This window comes from Yersinia sp. 2545 StPb PI, from assembly GCF_052217125.1.
GTDB lineage: Bacteria > Pseudomonadota > Gammaproteobacteria > Enterobacterales > Enterobacteriaceae > Yersinia > Yersinia enterocolitica_E.
This window is the reverse complement of the sequence record NZ_JAZGPY010000001.1, coordinates 3,003,736-3,017,248: the sequence shown is the minus strand read 5'-3', so window position 1 is coordinate 3,017,248 and position 13,513 is coordinate 3,003,736. Positions and strand designations below refer to the sequence as shown.

Genomic DNA, 13,513 nt, shown 5'->3' with positions numbered 1-13,513 from the left:
AATGAAAAAAGCACTGTTGGTGATCAGTTTCGGCACCAGTTATGAACAAACCCGCCAAAAGAATATTGATGCTTGCGAGCAGCAACTGGCGGCAGCTTACAGCGATCGTGATGTTTTTCGCGCGTTTACCTCGGAGATGATCATCCGCAAATTGCGCAAACGCGATGGTTTGCTGATCAACAACCCACGGGAGGCGCTAAAACACCTGGTTGAACAGGGCTATCAGGATGTCGCCATCCAATCGCTGCATGTGATAAACGGCGATGAATACGAAAAAATTGCCAATGAAGTGCGCACCTTTAGCGACTGTTTCCATCGTCTGGTATTGGGTACGCCGTTGTTAAGCAGTTTTGCCGATTACCAACAACTGCTGGTGGCGTTACAGGCTCAAATGCCGGTGTTGGCCGCTGATGAGCGGGTGGTCTTTATGGGCCACGGTGCCAGCCATTATGCCTTTTCAGCCTATGCCTGTCTGGATCATCTGATGACCTCGCTGCATTTCCCGGCATTGGTGGGCGCGGTAGAGAGTTATCCAGAAATCAGCCATATCATTACCCGGCTGCAACAGCAGGGGGTGCGTAAAGTGCACTTAATGCCGCTGATGTTGGTGGCCGGTGATCATGCCATCAACGATATGGCCTCTGATGAGCCGGACTCATGGCAATCGCAACTGGAGGCCGCCGGTATCTGTGCTTACTCCTGGTTACAAGGATTGGGTGAGAACCCATTGATACGTCAAATGTTTGTCGAACATCTGGACCAAGCCTTACAACAAAAACAGCAGGAGGCAGCGTAATGAGCGGCAGACTTTATGCATTGGGTGTTGGCCCAGGTGCTAGTGATTTAATTACTGTACGCGCAGCACGGCTGATAGCCAAACTCGATGTGCTGTATGCGCCTGCCGGGCGCAAAGGTGGCGACAGTCTGGCGCTCTCTATCGTGCGCGAATACCTTTCACCACATACCGAAATCCGCACCTGTCATTTCCCTATGAGCGCTGATGATAGTGAGAAGCAAGCGGTATGGGATGAGGTGGCACAACAGTTGCAATCTGAAGTGGCCAATGGCCGTCAGGTGGGATTTATCACCCTCGGCGATGCCATGTTATTCAGCACGTGGGTGTTTTTATTGGAACGCATCGGGCGGCCTGATTGGTTGGAAATCGTACCGGGCGTAACCTCATTTGCCGCCATTGCCTCGCGTGCGGCGCTACCGCTGGCGATGGAGCAGCAGTCACTGGCCATCATGTCCTGTACCGCGCCGGAGGCCGAATTGGAGCGCGCACTGCGGGATCACGACTGTGTGGTGCTAATGAAAGTCTATGGCCGTTTTGCTCGGATCCAAGCGCTGCTGGCACGGTTGGAGCTGTTCCCACATGCGCTGTTGATGTCGGAAGCCTCATTGCCTGGCGAAGTGTGCTGGCGTCAGCTTGATAGCATCGCCGCTGACCAGACATTGCCCTATTTCTCGACCATTTTAGTGAATAAGCAGCAACGAGTTAATGGATAACAGGTTAGTTAAATAGAGGGTTAATTAATTTTAAATTACTCCCCAAAGTGATTGGAGCAACTAATGGAAATGGAAAAAGAGTTAAAGAAACTGTCTTATAGCGGAGTGGCAATGGCAATCTTGCTCACGCTGGCACCGAATGACGTTTTTGCCATGCACATTATGGAAGGTTTTCTGCCGCCGATGTGGGCGCTGGCTTGGTGGGTATTGTTTCTGCCATGTCTGTTTATGGGGTTGGTGCGCTTAAAGCAGATTGTGGCTGAAGACAGCAATCAGAAAGTGTTATTGGCGCTGTGTGGCGCGTTTATTTTCGTGCTCTCAGCACTGAAAATTCCGTCGGTGACCGGCAGTTGCTCACACCCTACAGGGGTAGGGCTGGCTGTCATCTTGTTTGGGCCGGTGGTGGTGGCGGTGCTGGGGGCGATTGTACTGCTGTTCCAGGCGCTATTGCTGGCACACGGCGGGCTGACAACGCTCGGTGCTAACGGTATGTCGATGGCGGTGATCGGGCCGGTAGTGGGTTATTTGGTGTGGAAATTGGCCTGTAAAGCGGGATTACGCCGCGATGTTGGGGTTTTCCTCTGTGCCATGTTAGCGGATTTAACCACTTATTTTGTCACCTCAGTACAACTTGGCTTGGCGTTCCCCGATCCACAATTTGGTATCAGCGGTTCAGTTATCAAGTTTATGGGGGTGTTCTGTATTACCCAGATCCCGATTGCGATTGCTGAAGGGTTATTGACGGTCATGATTTACGACCAATTGACCAAACGGCGCTTAATTCACGCGGAGAGCCACTAACATGAAAAAGACCCTGATCCTGCTGGCAATGGTGATTGCACTGGTTATTATGCCGTTTTTTATTAATCACGGCGGCGAATACGGTGGCTCGGATGGAGAGGCTGAAGCGCTGATCCAGCAAACGGCACCGCACTATGAGCCCTGGTTCCAGCCATTATATGAACCTGCCAGTGGTGAAATTGAGAGTCTGTTGTTCACGCTGCAAGGTTCCATTGGCGCAGCGGTGATTTTCTATATCTTGGGTTACTACCGGGGGAAACGCGGTGAGCATGCTGGGGATTGATAAACTAAGTTATCAAAGCCGCTGGCGGCAGGTTGACCCAATAGGGAAACTGGTGCTGTATGGCGTTTTCCTGTTGCTGGCGATGCTCAGCCCGCCGCTCTATCAGGCGTTATTGCTGATATTTATCGCCGCGCTGACCTGCTACTTGTTACGCGTTGGCCCGCGCCGTTATCTGCGCTGGCTGGCTATTCCGCTGTCATTCCTGTTGGTGGGGCTGGTGACCATTGTGTTATCCCTTTCTCGTCAACCGGAGAGTATGTGGTGGAGTATACAAATCGGTAATTGGTGGTTCGGTATCGATAAAGTCGGTCTAACCACTGCCAATCAGACCTTGTGGCGTAGCCTGGCTGCATTGGCCGCGACTTTCTGGTTTGTGCTGAATACGCCATTCCCACAGCTTATTCAGATACTTAAACGCTGCCATGCCCCCCGTTTGCTGACTGAGCAAATTTTGCTGACCTGGCGCTTTATTTTTATTTTGGCTGAAGAGGCTGCTGCTATCCATCATGCGCAGTCCCTACGGTTTGGTTATATCTCATTGCGTACTGGCTACCATTCGCTGGCTATGTTGGTGAGTATGCTATTTACCCGCGTGATGATTCGCTATCAACAGATGGTTATCTCGCTGGATATGAAACTTTATCAGGGTGATTTCCACCTGTAAGGCAGGATTTGATGTTAGCCACCAGACAGTTAGGTTTCAGCTATCAGGATGAGCAGGTATTGCACGATCTGACGCTGGATTTCAGTCAGCACGCGGTCACTGGTGTCTTGGGCGCCAATGGCTGTGGCAAATCCACCTTATTTATGAATCTGACCGGTATTTTGCAACCCCAACACGGGACTGTGCTGTGGCAAGGAGAGCCGCTGAGTTATAAAAAGGCCAGCCTGCGAGAGCTACGCCAACGGGTGACAACGGTATTCCAAGACCCGGAACAGCAGATTTTTTATACCGATATCGACAGTGATATCGCGTTCAGCCTGCGTAATCTCGGCGTGGAGGAAACGGTGATCGCCGCGCGAGTGGATCGGGCGCTGACACTGGTTGATGCGCAGGGTTTTCGCCATAAATCTATTCAGCACCTTAGTCACGGTCAGAAAAAGCGGGTGGCAATTGCCGGTGCACTGGTGATGGAAGCAGAGTATCTGTTACTCGATGAGCCGACCGCAGGGCTGGATCCGGCCGGGCGTCAACACATGATTACCATCATTGAACGCATTGTGGCAGAAGGGAAACGGGTTATTCTCTCCAGCCATGATATCGATTTGGTCTACAAGGTTTGTGACTATCTGTATGTCTTATCTCATGGTCGCTTAATGATGGCCGGTGAAACGACCGAGGTGTTTCTGCAACAGGATAAACTGCGCGCTGCCGGGCTTATCCAGCCATGGTTGGTCAAAATGCACTGCGAGCTAGGGTTACCGTTATGCAAAACGGAAGAACAACTTTTCGCGTTGATGCGTCAGCGTGAAACCGAGGAGGCGCAATGAGTTTATCGGTGATGGTGCAAGGTACCGCATCTGATGTAGGTAAGAGCGTATTGGTGGCTGGGCTATGCCGTATTTTTATGCAGGATGGCTATCGTTGTGCTCCGTTTAAATCGCAGAATATGGCGCTCAACTCAGGTATTACGCCACAGGGTGAGGAGATGGGGCGGGCACAGATTTTTCAGGCAGAAGCCGCAGGCATCACCCCTGATGTGCGCATGAATCCGGTACTACTCAAACCCACCAGTGACCGTAAGGCGCAGGTGGTACTGATGGGCAAAGTTGCCTGCAATATGGATGCGGTGGAATATCATCAATATAAGCCGCAATTGCAGCAACAAATCAGCGAGGTCTACCAAAGTTTAGCCCGTGAATATGACGTCATGGTGCTGGAAGGGGCGGGTAGCCCGGCAGAAATTAACCTGCGTGACCGCGATATCGTCAATATGGGGATGGCGGCAATGGCCGATGCACCGGTGATATTGGTGGCTGATATCGATCGCGGTGGGGTGTTTGCGGCTATTTATGGCACCTTGGCCCTGTTGCATCCGCATGAAAAAGCGCGGGTCAAAGGGGTGATAATCAATAAGTTTCGGGGTGACATTGCGCTGCTTAAACCTGGGTTGGAACAGATTGAAGCGCTGACGGATGTGCCGGTATTAGGGGTAATGCCGTGGCTAGATATTGATTTGGAAGATGAAGATGGTGTGGCATTACAAAATGGCAAATATCAGGATGCGGTGGAAAAAGCGCTGGATATTGCCGTCATTCACTTGCCACACATTGCTAACTTTACCGATTTTAATGCGTTGGCGGCTCAGCCAGATGTGCGCCTGCGCTATGTTTCGCAGCCTTCAGCCTTGGGGCAACCGGATCTGATTATTCTGCCTGGCAGCAAAAATACCTTGGGCGATTTACAGTGGTTGCATCACAGTGGGCTGGCCGCCGCGTTATTGGCACAACATCAACATCAGGTACCGGTGCTGGGTATCTGTGGCGGTTATCAGATGTTGGGAAAACGTATTATTGATGGTGTGGAATCTGGTCTGGAACAGATGGCGGGCCTGGGTTTGCTGGATGTGGAAACGCAGTTTGCACAGGACAAAGTGACCACGCGGGTCAGTGGCTATTGTCTGATGGGCCTGCCGGGGATGCTGGAAAGCTGCGGCGAGCAGCAACTGGAAGGCTATGAAATTCATATGGGTGCATCCCTGCTTGGAACGGCCGCCAAGCCTTTCGCACAATTGACATTGCGTAACGGGCAAGTGGAGCAATGGTTGGAAGGGGCGGTGAACGCCGATGGCAGTGTGCTGGGCAGCTATATTCATGGCCTGTTTGACAGCCACAACTTCACTCGCCCACTGCTGGACAATTTGCGCCAACGTAAAGGGCTGGCGGCGTTTGACGGTGTGACGGTGAATTACGCCGAACATAAGCAGCAACAGTTTGATATTCTGGCAGCACATATGCGACAAAATATTGATATTGAAAGTATTTATAAAATAATGAAAACACATCGACAGGAGTGCGCGCAGTGATTTTGATTACCGGAGGTGCGCGCAGCGGCAAAAGTTCGCTGGCTGAACGGTTGGCGGCACAGGCGGCTGAGCGGGTGTTTTACATTGCCACCTCAGTGGTAACAGATGTGGAAATGGCCGCGCGGGTTGAGTTACATCGCGCCAGTCGCCCGGCACACTGGCGTACCTGGGAAGGTTATCGGGATCTGGGAGCAGTGTTGGATCAGCAAGTGGAACCCGGCGAAGCGGTGATGTTGGAGTGTATTACCACCCTTATCACTAATCTGCTGTTTGAACAGGCCGGTGATACGCCGCCGGAGCAGATGGATTTCACGTTACTTGAAGTGGGGATTCAGCAACAAATTACCGATCTGCTGGCCGCCTGTGCCCGAAGTTCAGCACCGATTTATTTGGTGACGAATGAACTGGGGATGGGCATTGTGCCTGAAAATCGTTTAGCGCGACATTTTCGCGATATCGCCGGTCGGGTCAATCAGCGCCTGGCTGCTGCCGCTGACCAAGTGTTTCTGGTGGTTTCCGGGATTGAGGTAAAAATTAAATGAGCCTGCGTCTATTTCTCGCCACCTTGCAGTTTATGACCCGGATTCCGGTGCCAGAGCGCTGGACGCAAGGGTTGGCGATGGATCAGTACGAACGCGGCATTATCGGTTTCCCGCTGATCGGGCTGATTGTCGGTATCATCGGCGCGCTGGTCTTTACCCTACTGGTACCTTGGTGTGGCATTCCGTTAGCGGCACTGGGTTATGTGCTGGCACTGGCGCTGGTCACTGGCGCTTTCCACCTTGATGGTTTGGCAGATACCTGCGATGGCGTGTTTTCCGCTCGTAAACGCGAGCAGATGTTGGAGATCATGCGTGATAGCCGCCTTGGGACTAACGGCGGTTTAGCCTTGATTTTTATCGTGGTGGCGAAAGTGCTGGTGGTGAGTGAGCTGGCACTGCGCGATGTACCGATGCTGGCAATACTAATGGCAGCTTCAGTGGCGGGGCGTACGGTGATTGTGTTGTTGATGTACCGCCAGCGTTATGCCCGCGCAGGCAATGGCTTGGGCAATATTTACATCGGTAAAGTTACCGGCCGGCAAACTGCCGTCACATTAGTGGGTGGCGCAATACTTACCCTGTTACTGGGGAAAGGGACTGCGCTGTTGGCACTGGTGATTACCATGGCGGTAGTGCTGCTGTTGGCAACCTATCTGCGTAGCCGTTTAGGCGGTCAAACCGGTGATACGTTGGGCGCGGCTGCCGAAATAGGTGAGTTGGTGTTTTTGCTGGCGCTGTTGTAGCTGTTTTGCAATAACAGCGTTATTTCCTGAATAATCTCAATATTGAGTCATTCTATGCGACTTTTTCTGGTACGCCACGGGCAAACCGAGGCCAATTTGCGTGGCGTTTTTTGCGGCCTGACTGATTTGGCGCTAACGCCACAGGGCGTGGAGCAGGCCGGATGGGTGGCCGATTGGTTAGCGGATGTGGATTTTAGTCAGGGCGTCAGCAGCCAGTTGCTGCGCGCCCGCCATACCGCTGACATCATACTCGCCGGGCACCGGGTGAGTGCCGATAGCGACGGGCAACTAAATGAAATGAATTTTGGTGACTGGGAAATGCGCCATCATCATGATTTACAGCGGGAAGACCCGGATGCATGGGCACAATGGGTGGCCGATTGGCAACAGGCAAGTCCCACCGGAGGAGAGTCATTCCCTCAGTTCTCTGCCCGGGTTGAAAAAGTTATCCAGCCACTGCTGTTAGCGTCGGGTACTTCACCACAAAGTAGTGATAACAATCGGCTACTGGTTGCTCATCAGGGGGTATTAAGCCTGATGTTGGCTCGTTTGCTGGCCATGCCAGCGGCGGCTATGTGGCATTTTCATTTTGATCAGGGGGCATACAGCGTATTAGAGATCCACGATGGATTTGTCACGCTGCGTGCGTTTAACAGTCGGGCTGTTTGGCAGCCTGCAATACGAGGTTAAGTACATGCAAACACTTTCATCGATTCTGCGCACGATTGCGCCGCTGGATAGCAAGGCGATGGCCCGAGCACAGGTGCGGTTGGATGGTTTACTGAAACCACCAGGTAGCTTAGGTCGCCTGGAACAACTGGCGGTTCAACTGGCTGGAATGCGGGGGTTATACGGGCATCAGGTTGAGCGCAAACAAATTATTGTGATGGCAGCAGATCATGGCGTCTACGATGAAGGCGTGGCTATTTCACCTCGAGTGGTCACGCTGGTTCAGGCGTTGAACATGGTGAAGGGGGTAACAGGTGTTTGCGTGCTAGCGGCTAATGCCGGTGTTGAAGTAAAAATTGTCGATGTGGGTATTGATAGCGAGACACTACCCGGTGTGGTGGATATGAAAGTGGCGCGTGGCAGTGGCAATATCGCCCGTGAAGCGGCAATGACTCGCCAGCAGGCAGAGGATTTACTTTGTGCCAGTGCACTGCTGACATTACGGCAGGCGGCTGAAGGCGTGAAAGTGTTTGGCGTTGGTGAGTTGGGTATGGCGAATACTACGCCAGCAGCGGCGATGGTCAGCGTGTTTACTGACAGCGATCCTGAATTGGTGGTAGGGATTGGGGCGAATTTTCCTAGCGCGCAGTTACATCATAAAGTGGCGGTAGTGCGCCGTGCTATCGAAACCAATCATCCAGATGCCAATGATGGTATTGATGTGTTGGCGAAAGTGGGTGGTTTTGATTTGGTAGGTATGACCGGCGTGATGCTTGGTGCGGCGGCGGCGGGGTTACCAGTGGTGTTGGATGGTTTCCTCTCATATGCTTCTGCGTTAGCGGCTTGCCGTATCGCACCGGGAGTCCGTGACTATTTGATCCCCTCTCATCTATCAGCAGAAAAAGGTGCGGTCATTGCGCTAAGCCATCTGCAACTCGAGCCATACTTGCAAATGGGCATGCGGCTAGGTGAGGGCAGTGGCGCCGCAATTGCCATGCATTTAGTGGATGCCGCCTGTGCCATGTATAATAATATGGGGTTGTTGGCTGAAAGTAATATTGAATTACCCACCCCCCTTCGTCCTTGAAAATACAGGGGCGTTAGCTACGTTCATTCACCCGAATCACTTACATGAGTAAGCTCATCGGGGTTCATTCTCTTGCTGCCTACCTGTAATCACAATGACTTTGGGGGCCTTAGTCCTTGAAATTACAGGGGGTGTTAGCTACGTTCATTACTCGGCCCATCCTTGGGCCTCGTCTCGTTGAGGCCGCCGCAAGCGGCGTTCAAATCGGTTCCTGACCGATTTGTCACCCGAATCACTTACATGAGTAAGCTCATCGGGGTTCATTCTCTTGCTGCCTACCTGTAATCACAATGACTTTGGGGGGCCTTAGTCCTTGAAATTACAGGGGGTGTTCCCTTTATCCTTGACGTTGCAGGGGATTGGCTACATCTACCTGCAACTCGAATGGTTTTGAATTGTTCGGGTGGTTTTTAGTCGTTGAATAATCAGATAGTGTTATTATCAAAAGATAAGTTAGGTTACGCATTAACATAATTGGATAGTGGCATGCAGAAGCTTCTTTTTTCCGGTCGTATCAATTTGAAAATGATCCGCTATTTCTTAGCCGTATCAGAAGAACTGCACTTTGGAAAAGCCGCTGAACGCCTTCATATCTCGCAACCACCGTTAAGCCTGCAAATTAAAGAGTTGGAAGATGCTTTGGGTTTCCCTTTATTTATCCGGGACAGCCGTAATGTGGTATTAACTCTGGCGGGTGAGATGATGCAGGCTGAGATGAAAGAAGTCTTTGAGAATATAGAAAACTCATTAAGCCGTGTGTCTTATATTGCCCGCCATGAGCAAAGCCACCTCAATATAGGCATTATTGGTTCGGCGCTTTGGCACCAATTATTAGAGAAATTCAAACTTTTTAAAACGCTTAACCCTAACACCACGTGGTCTTTGCATGAGTTTCCGCCCAGCAAACAGTATGAAGCGCTATTAAGTAAGAAGCTTGATATCGGCTTCTGGCGTTGTGCTTCCCTAGAGCAAAGCCCGGCGCTGGTCTATCAGTGCGTTGAGAAGCAGCGGGTTGCGGTTGCGGTGTCTAATGAGAGCGTGCTGGCAGATAAAAAAATGCTCACTTTGAAAGAACTCTCCGGCCAGAACCTGATATTCCTCACTTTTGCTAACTCTGGCTACTCCAAAAATTTATATAATAGTTGCCTCGCCGCAGGTTGTAAGCCGCTGACTATTTATCAATTTGATGAACCACAGACCCAACTGGCTTTTGTAAACAGCAATCTTGGCATCGCTCTGGTTCCTGAAAGCATGCAGGAAATCCCATGGCCTAATATTAAATTCATCCCGCTGATAGACAATCTCTCCGCTGATCTGTTTGCCGTTTATCATCCCGGTAGCATGACGCGGCCGCTGGAACGGTTGCTTGCGTTATTTTAATGCCGCTGTCACTTAGCTTTAACCAACATGACCATCGCAATAACCACTAAAGTGACCCCAGCGGCGATCTCCTGCCAATTTATTGCCTGCCCTAGCACCACATTGGTCGCAATAACCGACAGCGGTATCAGATATACATAACCTGATACTTTGGCCGGAGAGAGCACAATGCAAGCTTTTTGAAACAGGAAGAAACTTAACGCGGTGGCAAAGGTTGCAAGATAGAAAACCCCACTCCAGGTTATAACGCTAATATTTCGCCATTCGATTTCTGGCAGTTGATAGGCGACGACTGCGGTTAACAATAGCGTGGCACAGATCAAACTCCAGCCAGTGAGAACCAACGCCAGTTCGCCACGATGTAACTTCTTTACTACGATGGGATTAAGTGCCATTCCTAAGCAGCCGAACAGGAATAAATAATCAGACGGCATAAGCGACAGATGTAAAAGCTGAGATAAATCGCCCTTAAAAATAATAAGCAACGCGCCTAAAATCCCCATTAATAAGGCCACCAGCACTGACCATGTCGATTTCGATTTGAGTAACAGCATGCTCATTATCAGGCTCATTAATGGCACGGTGGTATATAACGCACTCGAATTTAATGCGCTGGTGGTCTGTAGTGAAAATATCATGCAAGCAAAATAGAGTAATGGCGGCAAACTAATTAACGTGTAGCGGCCTAAATCGCGCAATTTAGGTAATTTAAATAACCTCTGACTCACCAGTAACACCATAAAAAGCAAGCTGGCGATAGCATATCTTAACCAAGTGATAACCATGGGGGGCAAGGCATTGCTGATGGTGGTGCTGGCAATAAAAGAACCTCCTAGCAGGGCGGTAAACCCCAGCATTTGCAGATGTGCTTTAACTATTTCTGTTGTCATGTGCATACTTATTACCCTCTTGTGATCGACGATAATTGCGTGGAAATGCACCATGAACCATTACCTTTTCAGTATGGATAAGCGGGATTTTAGTATTGGTTGTGTCATAACCCCCTGCATATGATGGAGAGGAATATCTATCTCGCTACCTATTTATTATTTAGCCGGTTTATTGGATGACCCGTTTATTTGATAAATAAAAAATAATTAAGGGGTTTTATTATGACGACAGTAAATTCAAACAGTAATGCTGATTTCAGTGAATTACCCTTTCAGGCTGCCGCGTATATTCAGAAAATAAAGCCCGGATTTAAGCCTCAGGCGGCGTTTATTTTAGGTTCAGGCTTAGGCGATTTGGTGGCACAAATTACCAATGAAACCACCCTCAGTTATGCCGATATTCCCGGCTTCCCGGTCAGCTCGGTGCACGGGCATGCGGGTGAATTGGTTCTCGGTGAGCTGTTTGGTGTCGCTGTGATGTGTATGAAAGGCCGTGGTCACTTCTATGAAGGGCAAGGCATGAGCATTATGACCAATCCGGTACGCACCTTTAAACTGATGGGATGCGAGTTCTTATTCTGTACTAACGCCGCCGGCTCATTACGGCCAGAAGTATTACCGGGTTCAGTGGTGATGCTTAAAGATCACATCAACACCATGCCAGGAACACCGCTGGTTGGGCCTAATGATGATCGTTTTGGCCCACGTTTCTTTAGCCTGGCGAATGCCTATGATAAAGGCTTGCGTGCCGAGATGGCCAAGATTGCCCAACAGCTTGATATCCCTCTGACCGAAGGGGTGTTTGTCTCCTATCCCGGTCCTTGCTTTGAGACGCCAGCCGAAATCCGCATGATGCAAATCATAGGGGGAGATGTGGTGGGGATGTCGGTGGTGCCAGAGGTTTTGTCTGCGGCCCATTGCGGCTTAAAAGTGATTGCGTTAACGGCAATTACCAATCTGGCAGAAGGCTTGTCTGATGTGGTTCTGTCTCACGAACAAACCTTAAAATGCGCCAAATTGGCCTCGGTTAATTTCACCAAACTAATTGAAGCTTTTTTGAAAAGCAAAGCATCAGCCGTTCGATAAATACACTATCAACCTTTTGGTTAGTCCCCTATTGGCGTCATTGCGGCTCGCAGGCAGTAGGGGATACCGCTGAAGAGGGAAGTACCCTACAGACTCAATAAGCAAATCATATTCCCTCGACACCTTTGTATCACGGAGAATAAAAATGATAATAAAAAAACGGCTTAAAGTTATGTTCTTCCTCCAGTTCTTTATCTGGGGTGCCTGGCTGGTGACCTTGGGTGCCTATATGATGAATACCCTCCATTTTACCGGTGCGCAGGTGGGGCTAGTTTATGGTGCGAAGGGAATTGCCTGTATTTTAATGCCAAGCATTATCGGTATTATTGCCGACCGCTGGATTAAAGCTAATATTCTCTATACCTGCTGCCACCTATTGGGTGCTGTCGCGCTGCTAATTGCGGCCAATGTTTCCGATCCTAAGATCATGTTCTTAGTGATGCTGTTTAATGCGATGGTTTATATGCCGACAATTGCATTAGCGAATACGATTTCTTATATCTGTCTGGAAAAGGCCGGGCTGGATACGATTAAAGATTTCCCGCCGGTACGTGTTTTTGGCACGGTGGGTTTTATTTTTGCCATGTGGGCTATCAGTTTATCCGGTTTTGAATTGAGCAATATTCAACTCTATATTGCTTCAGGTGCGGCGCTGGTATTGGCTATGTATGCACTCTCATTACCCAGTTGCCCCACCTCTAATGCTAAGAAAGATCGCTCATGGGTTAACCTTTTAGGGCTTGATGCTTTTGTTTTGTTTAAACAAAAGAAGATGGCTATTTTCTTCTTATTCGCCATGTTACTGGGTGCTTCATTACAGATTAGCCATACGTTTAGCAGCCCATTCCTGCACGATTTTGCCAAGAATCCACTTTATCAGGATAGCCTCGTGGTGCAGTACCCGTCGCTCTTGTTATCGATGGCGCAAATTGCCGAAGTCTTTTTCATTCTGACCATTCCCTTCTTTTTATCTCGCTTTGGTATTAAGCGTGTGATGATGATCAGTATGATTGCCTGGACTCTGCGTTTCACCTTGTTTGCCTATGGTGACCCGTCCGCCAGCTGCATTGTTCTATTACTGTTATCCATGGTGGTCTATGGCTGCGCCTTTGACTTCTTTAATATTTCAGGGGCGATTTATGTCGAAAAAGAAGTCGACCACAATATCCGTGGCAGCGCACAAGGTTTGTTTATGACGATGGTAAACGGCGTTGGGGCGTATGTTGGCGCGATAAGCAGCGGGCATGTGGTTGATTACTTTACGGTCGATGGCGTAAAAGATTGGAATAGTATTTGGTTATCTTTTGCTGCTTATACTGTCGTACTGGCGGTTGTTTTTGTCTTTGCTTTTCACTATAAGCATGAACCGACTGAGTTGAATGAACGCCAGCTATCTAATTGATTATATATTATATTTTTACTATTTATGGCTCTGATTGAGGGGCGTGGCATAGAAACAAAAAAACCGCCAGGTAGGCGGTTTTTTGTGCTGGTCAG

15 protein-coding genes are annotated in these 13,513 nt (G+C 49.7%); 14 read left to right on the top strand and 1 reads right to left on the bottom strand.

What is annotated here, in order from left to right; translation table 11 throughout:
* The first annotated feature begins 1 nt into the window (after position 1).
* From cbiK to V1955_RS14025, 12 genes are all read left to right on the top strand, one after another.
* Complete coding sequence (gene cbiK / locus V1955_RS14080) at positions 2-796, top strand: sirohydrochlorin cobaltochelatase (RefSeq protein ID WP_442821063.1); 795 nt, start codon at positions 2-4, stop codon at positions 794-796.
* Positions 796-1,509 carry a cobalt-factor II C(20)-methyltransferase gene (locus tag V1955_RS14075; RefSeq protein WP_442821062.1) on the top strand — a complete coding sequence of 238 codons (714 nt, stop codon included), beginning with the start codon at positions 796-798 and terminating at the stop codon, positions 1,507-1,509. The genes cbiK and V1955_RS14075 overlap by 1 nt, the downstream gene beginning before the upstream one ends.
* 63 nt (positions 1,510-1,572) lie before the next feature.
* Positions 1,573-2,310: a cobalt ECF transporter S component CbiM gene (gene cbiM / locus V1955_RS14070; protein WP_005185360.1), complete on the top strand. Its 738-nt coding sequence runs from the start codon at positions 1,573-1,575 to the stop codon at positions 2,308-2,310.
* A 1-nt stretch (position 2,311) separates the two neighbouring features.
* Positions 2,312-2,593 carry an energy-coupling factor ABC transporter substrate-binding protein gene (locus V1955_RS14065; protein ID WP_005185363.1) on the top strand — a complete coding sequence of 94 codons (282 nt, stop codon included), beginning with the start codon at positions 2,312-2,314 and terminating at the stop codon, positions 2,591-2,593.
* Positions 2,580-3,257 carry an energy-coupling factor ABC transporter transmembrane protein gene (locus V1955_RS14060; RefSeq protein ID WP_032906397.1) on the top strand — a complete coding sequence of 226 codons (678 nt, stop codon included), beginning with the start codon at positions 2,580-2,582 and terminating at the stop codon, positions 3,255-3,257. Before V1955_RS14065 ends, V1955_RS14060 begins: the two co-directional genes overlap by 14 nt.
* Positions 3,258-3,268: 11 nt before the next feature.
* A complete protein-coding gene (locus V1955_RS14055) occupies positions 3,269-4,084 on the top strand; it encodes an ATP-binding cassette domain-containing protein (protein WP_083159258.1) in 816 nt (271 codons plus the stop codon).
* Positions 4,081-5,619 (top strand): cobyric acid synthase, encoded by a 1,539-nt coding sequence (locus tag V1955_RS14050; protein WP_372568936.1) that lies wholly within the window; start codon positions 4,081-4,083, stop codon positions 5,617-5,619. The genes V1955_RS14055 and V1955_RS14050 overlap by 4 nt, the downstream gene beginning before the upstream one ends.
* A complete protein-coding gene (gene cobU, locus V1955_RS14045; protein WP_032906402.1) occupies positions 5,616-6,161 on the top strand; it encodes a bifunctional adenosylcobinamide kinase/adenosylcobinamide-phosphate guanylyltransferase in 546 nt (181 codons plus the stop codon). Before V1955_RS14050 ends, cobU begins: the two co-directional genes overlap by 4 nt.
* Entirely contained in the window at positions 6,158-6,904 is a 747-nt protein-coding gene (cobS, locus tag V1955_RS14040) for an adenosylcobinamide-GDP ribazoletransferase (protein WP_442821061.1), read from the top strand. The genes cobU and cobS overlap by 4 nt, the downstream gene beginning before the upstream one ends.
* Before the next feature lie 54 nt (positions 6,905-6,958).
* The gene (locus V1955_RS14035; RefSeq protein ID WP_083159255.1) at positions 6,959-7,594 is read left to right on the top strand and encodes an adenosylcobalamin/alpha-ribazole phosphatase; all 636 of its coding nucleotides are present in this window, start codon (positions 6,959-6,961) and stop codon (positions 7,592-7,594) included.
* 4 nt (positions 7,595-7,598) lie between these two features.
* Positions 7,599-8,660, top strand: coding sequence for a nicotinate-nucleotide--dimethylbenzimidazole phosphoribosyltransferase (gene cobT, locus V1955_RS14030; protein ID WP_372568937.1), 1,062 nt, complete (start codon positions 7,599-7,601; stop codon positions 8,658-8,660).
* Between the two features lie 486 nt (positions 8,661-9,146).
* A complete protein-coding gene (locus V1955_RS14025) occupies positions 9,147-10,040 on the top strand; it encodes a LysR family transcriptional regulator (RefSeq protein ID WP_083159253.1) in 894 nt (297 codons plus the stop codon).
* Between the two features lie 8 nt (positions 10,041-10,048).
* Here V1955_RS14025 and V1955_RS14020 read toward each other — a convergent pair whose 3' ends face one another.
* Complete coding sequence (locus tag V1955_RS14020; RefSeq protein WP_442821445.1) at positions 10,049-10,897, bottom strand: DMT family transporter; 849 nt, start codon at positions 10,895-10,897, stop codon at positions 10,049-10,051.
* 255 nt (positions 10,898-11,152) lie between these two features.
* Between V1955_RS14020 and xapA the strand changes: the two genes are divergently transcribed.
* Entirely contained in the window at positions 11,153-12,016 is an 864-nt protein-coding gene (gene xapA, locus V1955_RS14015) for a xanthosine phosphorylase (RefSeq protein WP_083159252.1), read from the top strand.
* A 145-nt stretch (positions 12,017-12,161) separates the two neighbouring features.
* On the top strand, positions 12,162-13,418 hold the full coding sequence (locus V1955_RS14010) for a nucleoside permease (protein ID WP_442821060.1): 1,257 nt from the start codon (positions 12,162-12,164) through the stop codon (positions 13,416-13,418).
* The last annotated feature ends 95 nt before the right edge of the window (positions 13,419-13,513 follow it).

Excerpts from the sequence above, each read along its gene's own strand:
- V1955_RS14050 (WP_372568936.1), top strand. The coding sequence starts at position 4,081 with ATGAGTTTATCGGTGATGGTGCAAGGTACCGCATCTGATGTAGGTAAG.
- V1955_RS14020 (WP_442821445.1), bottom strand. The coding sequence starts at position 10,897 with ATGCTGGGGTTTACCGCCCTGCTAGGAGGTTCTTTTATTGCCAGCACC.
- cobS (WP_442821061.1), top strand. The coding sequence starts at position 6,158 with ATGAGCCTGCGTCTATTTCTCGCCACCTTGCAGTTTATGACCCGGATT.
- V1955_RS14055 (WP_083159258.1), top strand. The coding sequence starts at position 3,269 with ATGTTAGCCACCAGACAGTTAGGTTTCAGCTATCAGGATGAGCAGGTA.
- xapA (WP_083159252.1), top strand. The coding sequence starts at position 11,153 with ATGACGACAGTAAATTCAAACAGTAATGCTGATTTCAGTGAATTACCC.
- V1955_RS14025 (WP_083159253.1), top strand. The coding sequence starts at position 9,147 with ATGCAGAAGCTTCTTTTTTCCGGTCGTATCAATTTGAAAATGATCCGC.
- V1955_RS14035 (WP_083159255.1), top strand. The coding sequence starts at position 6,959 with ATGCGACTTTTTCTGGTACGCCACGGGCAAACCGAGGCCAATTTGCGT.
- V1955_RS14065 (WP_005185363.1), top strand. The coding sequence starts at position 2,312 with ATGAAAAAGACCCTGATCCTGCTGGCAATGGTGATTGCACTGGTTATT.
- V1955_RS14010 (WP_442821060.1), top strand. The coding sequence starts at position 12,162 with ATGATAATAAAAAAACGGCTTAAAGTTATGTTCTTCCTCCAGTTCTTT.
- cbiM (WP_005185360.1), top strand. The coding sequence starts at position 1,573 with ATGGAAATGGAAAAAGAGTTAAAGAAACTGTCTTATAGCGGAGTGGCA.
- cobT (WP_372568937.1), top strand. The coding sequence starts at position 7,599 with ATGCAAACACTTTCATCGATTCTGCGCACGATTGCGCCGCTGGATAGC.
- cbiK (WP_442821063.1), top strand. The coding sequence starts at position 2 with ATGAAAAAAGCACTGTTGGTGATCAGTTTCGGCACCAGTTATGAACAA.
- V1955_RS14075 (WP_442821062.1), top strand. The coding sequence starts at position 796 with ATGAGCGGCAGACTTTATGCATTGGGTGTTGGCCCAGGTGCTAGTGAT.
- V1955_RS14060 (WP_032906397.1), top strand. The coding sequence starts at position 2,580 with ATGCTGGGGATTGATAAACTAAGTTATCAAAGCCGCTGGCGGCAGGTT.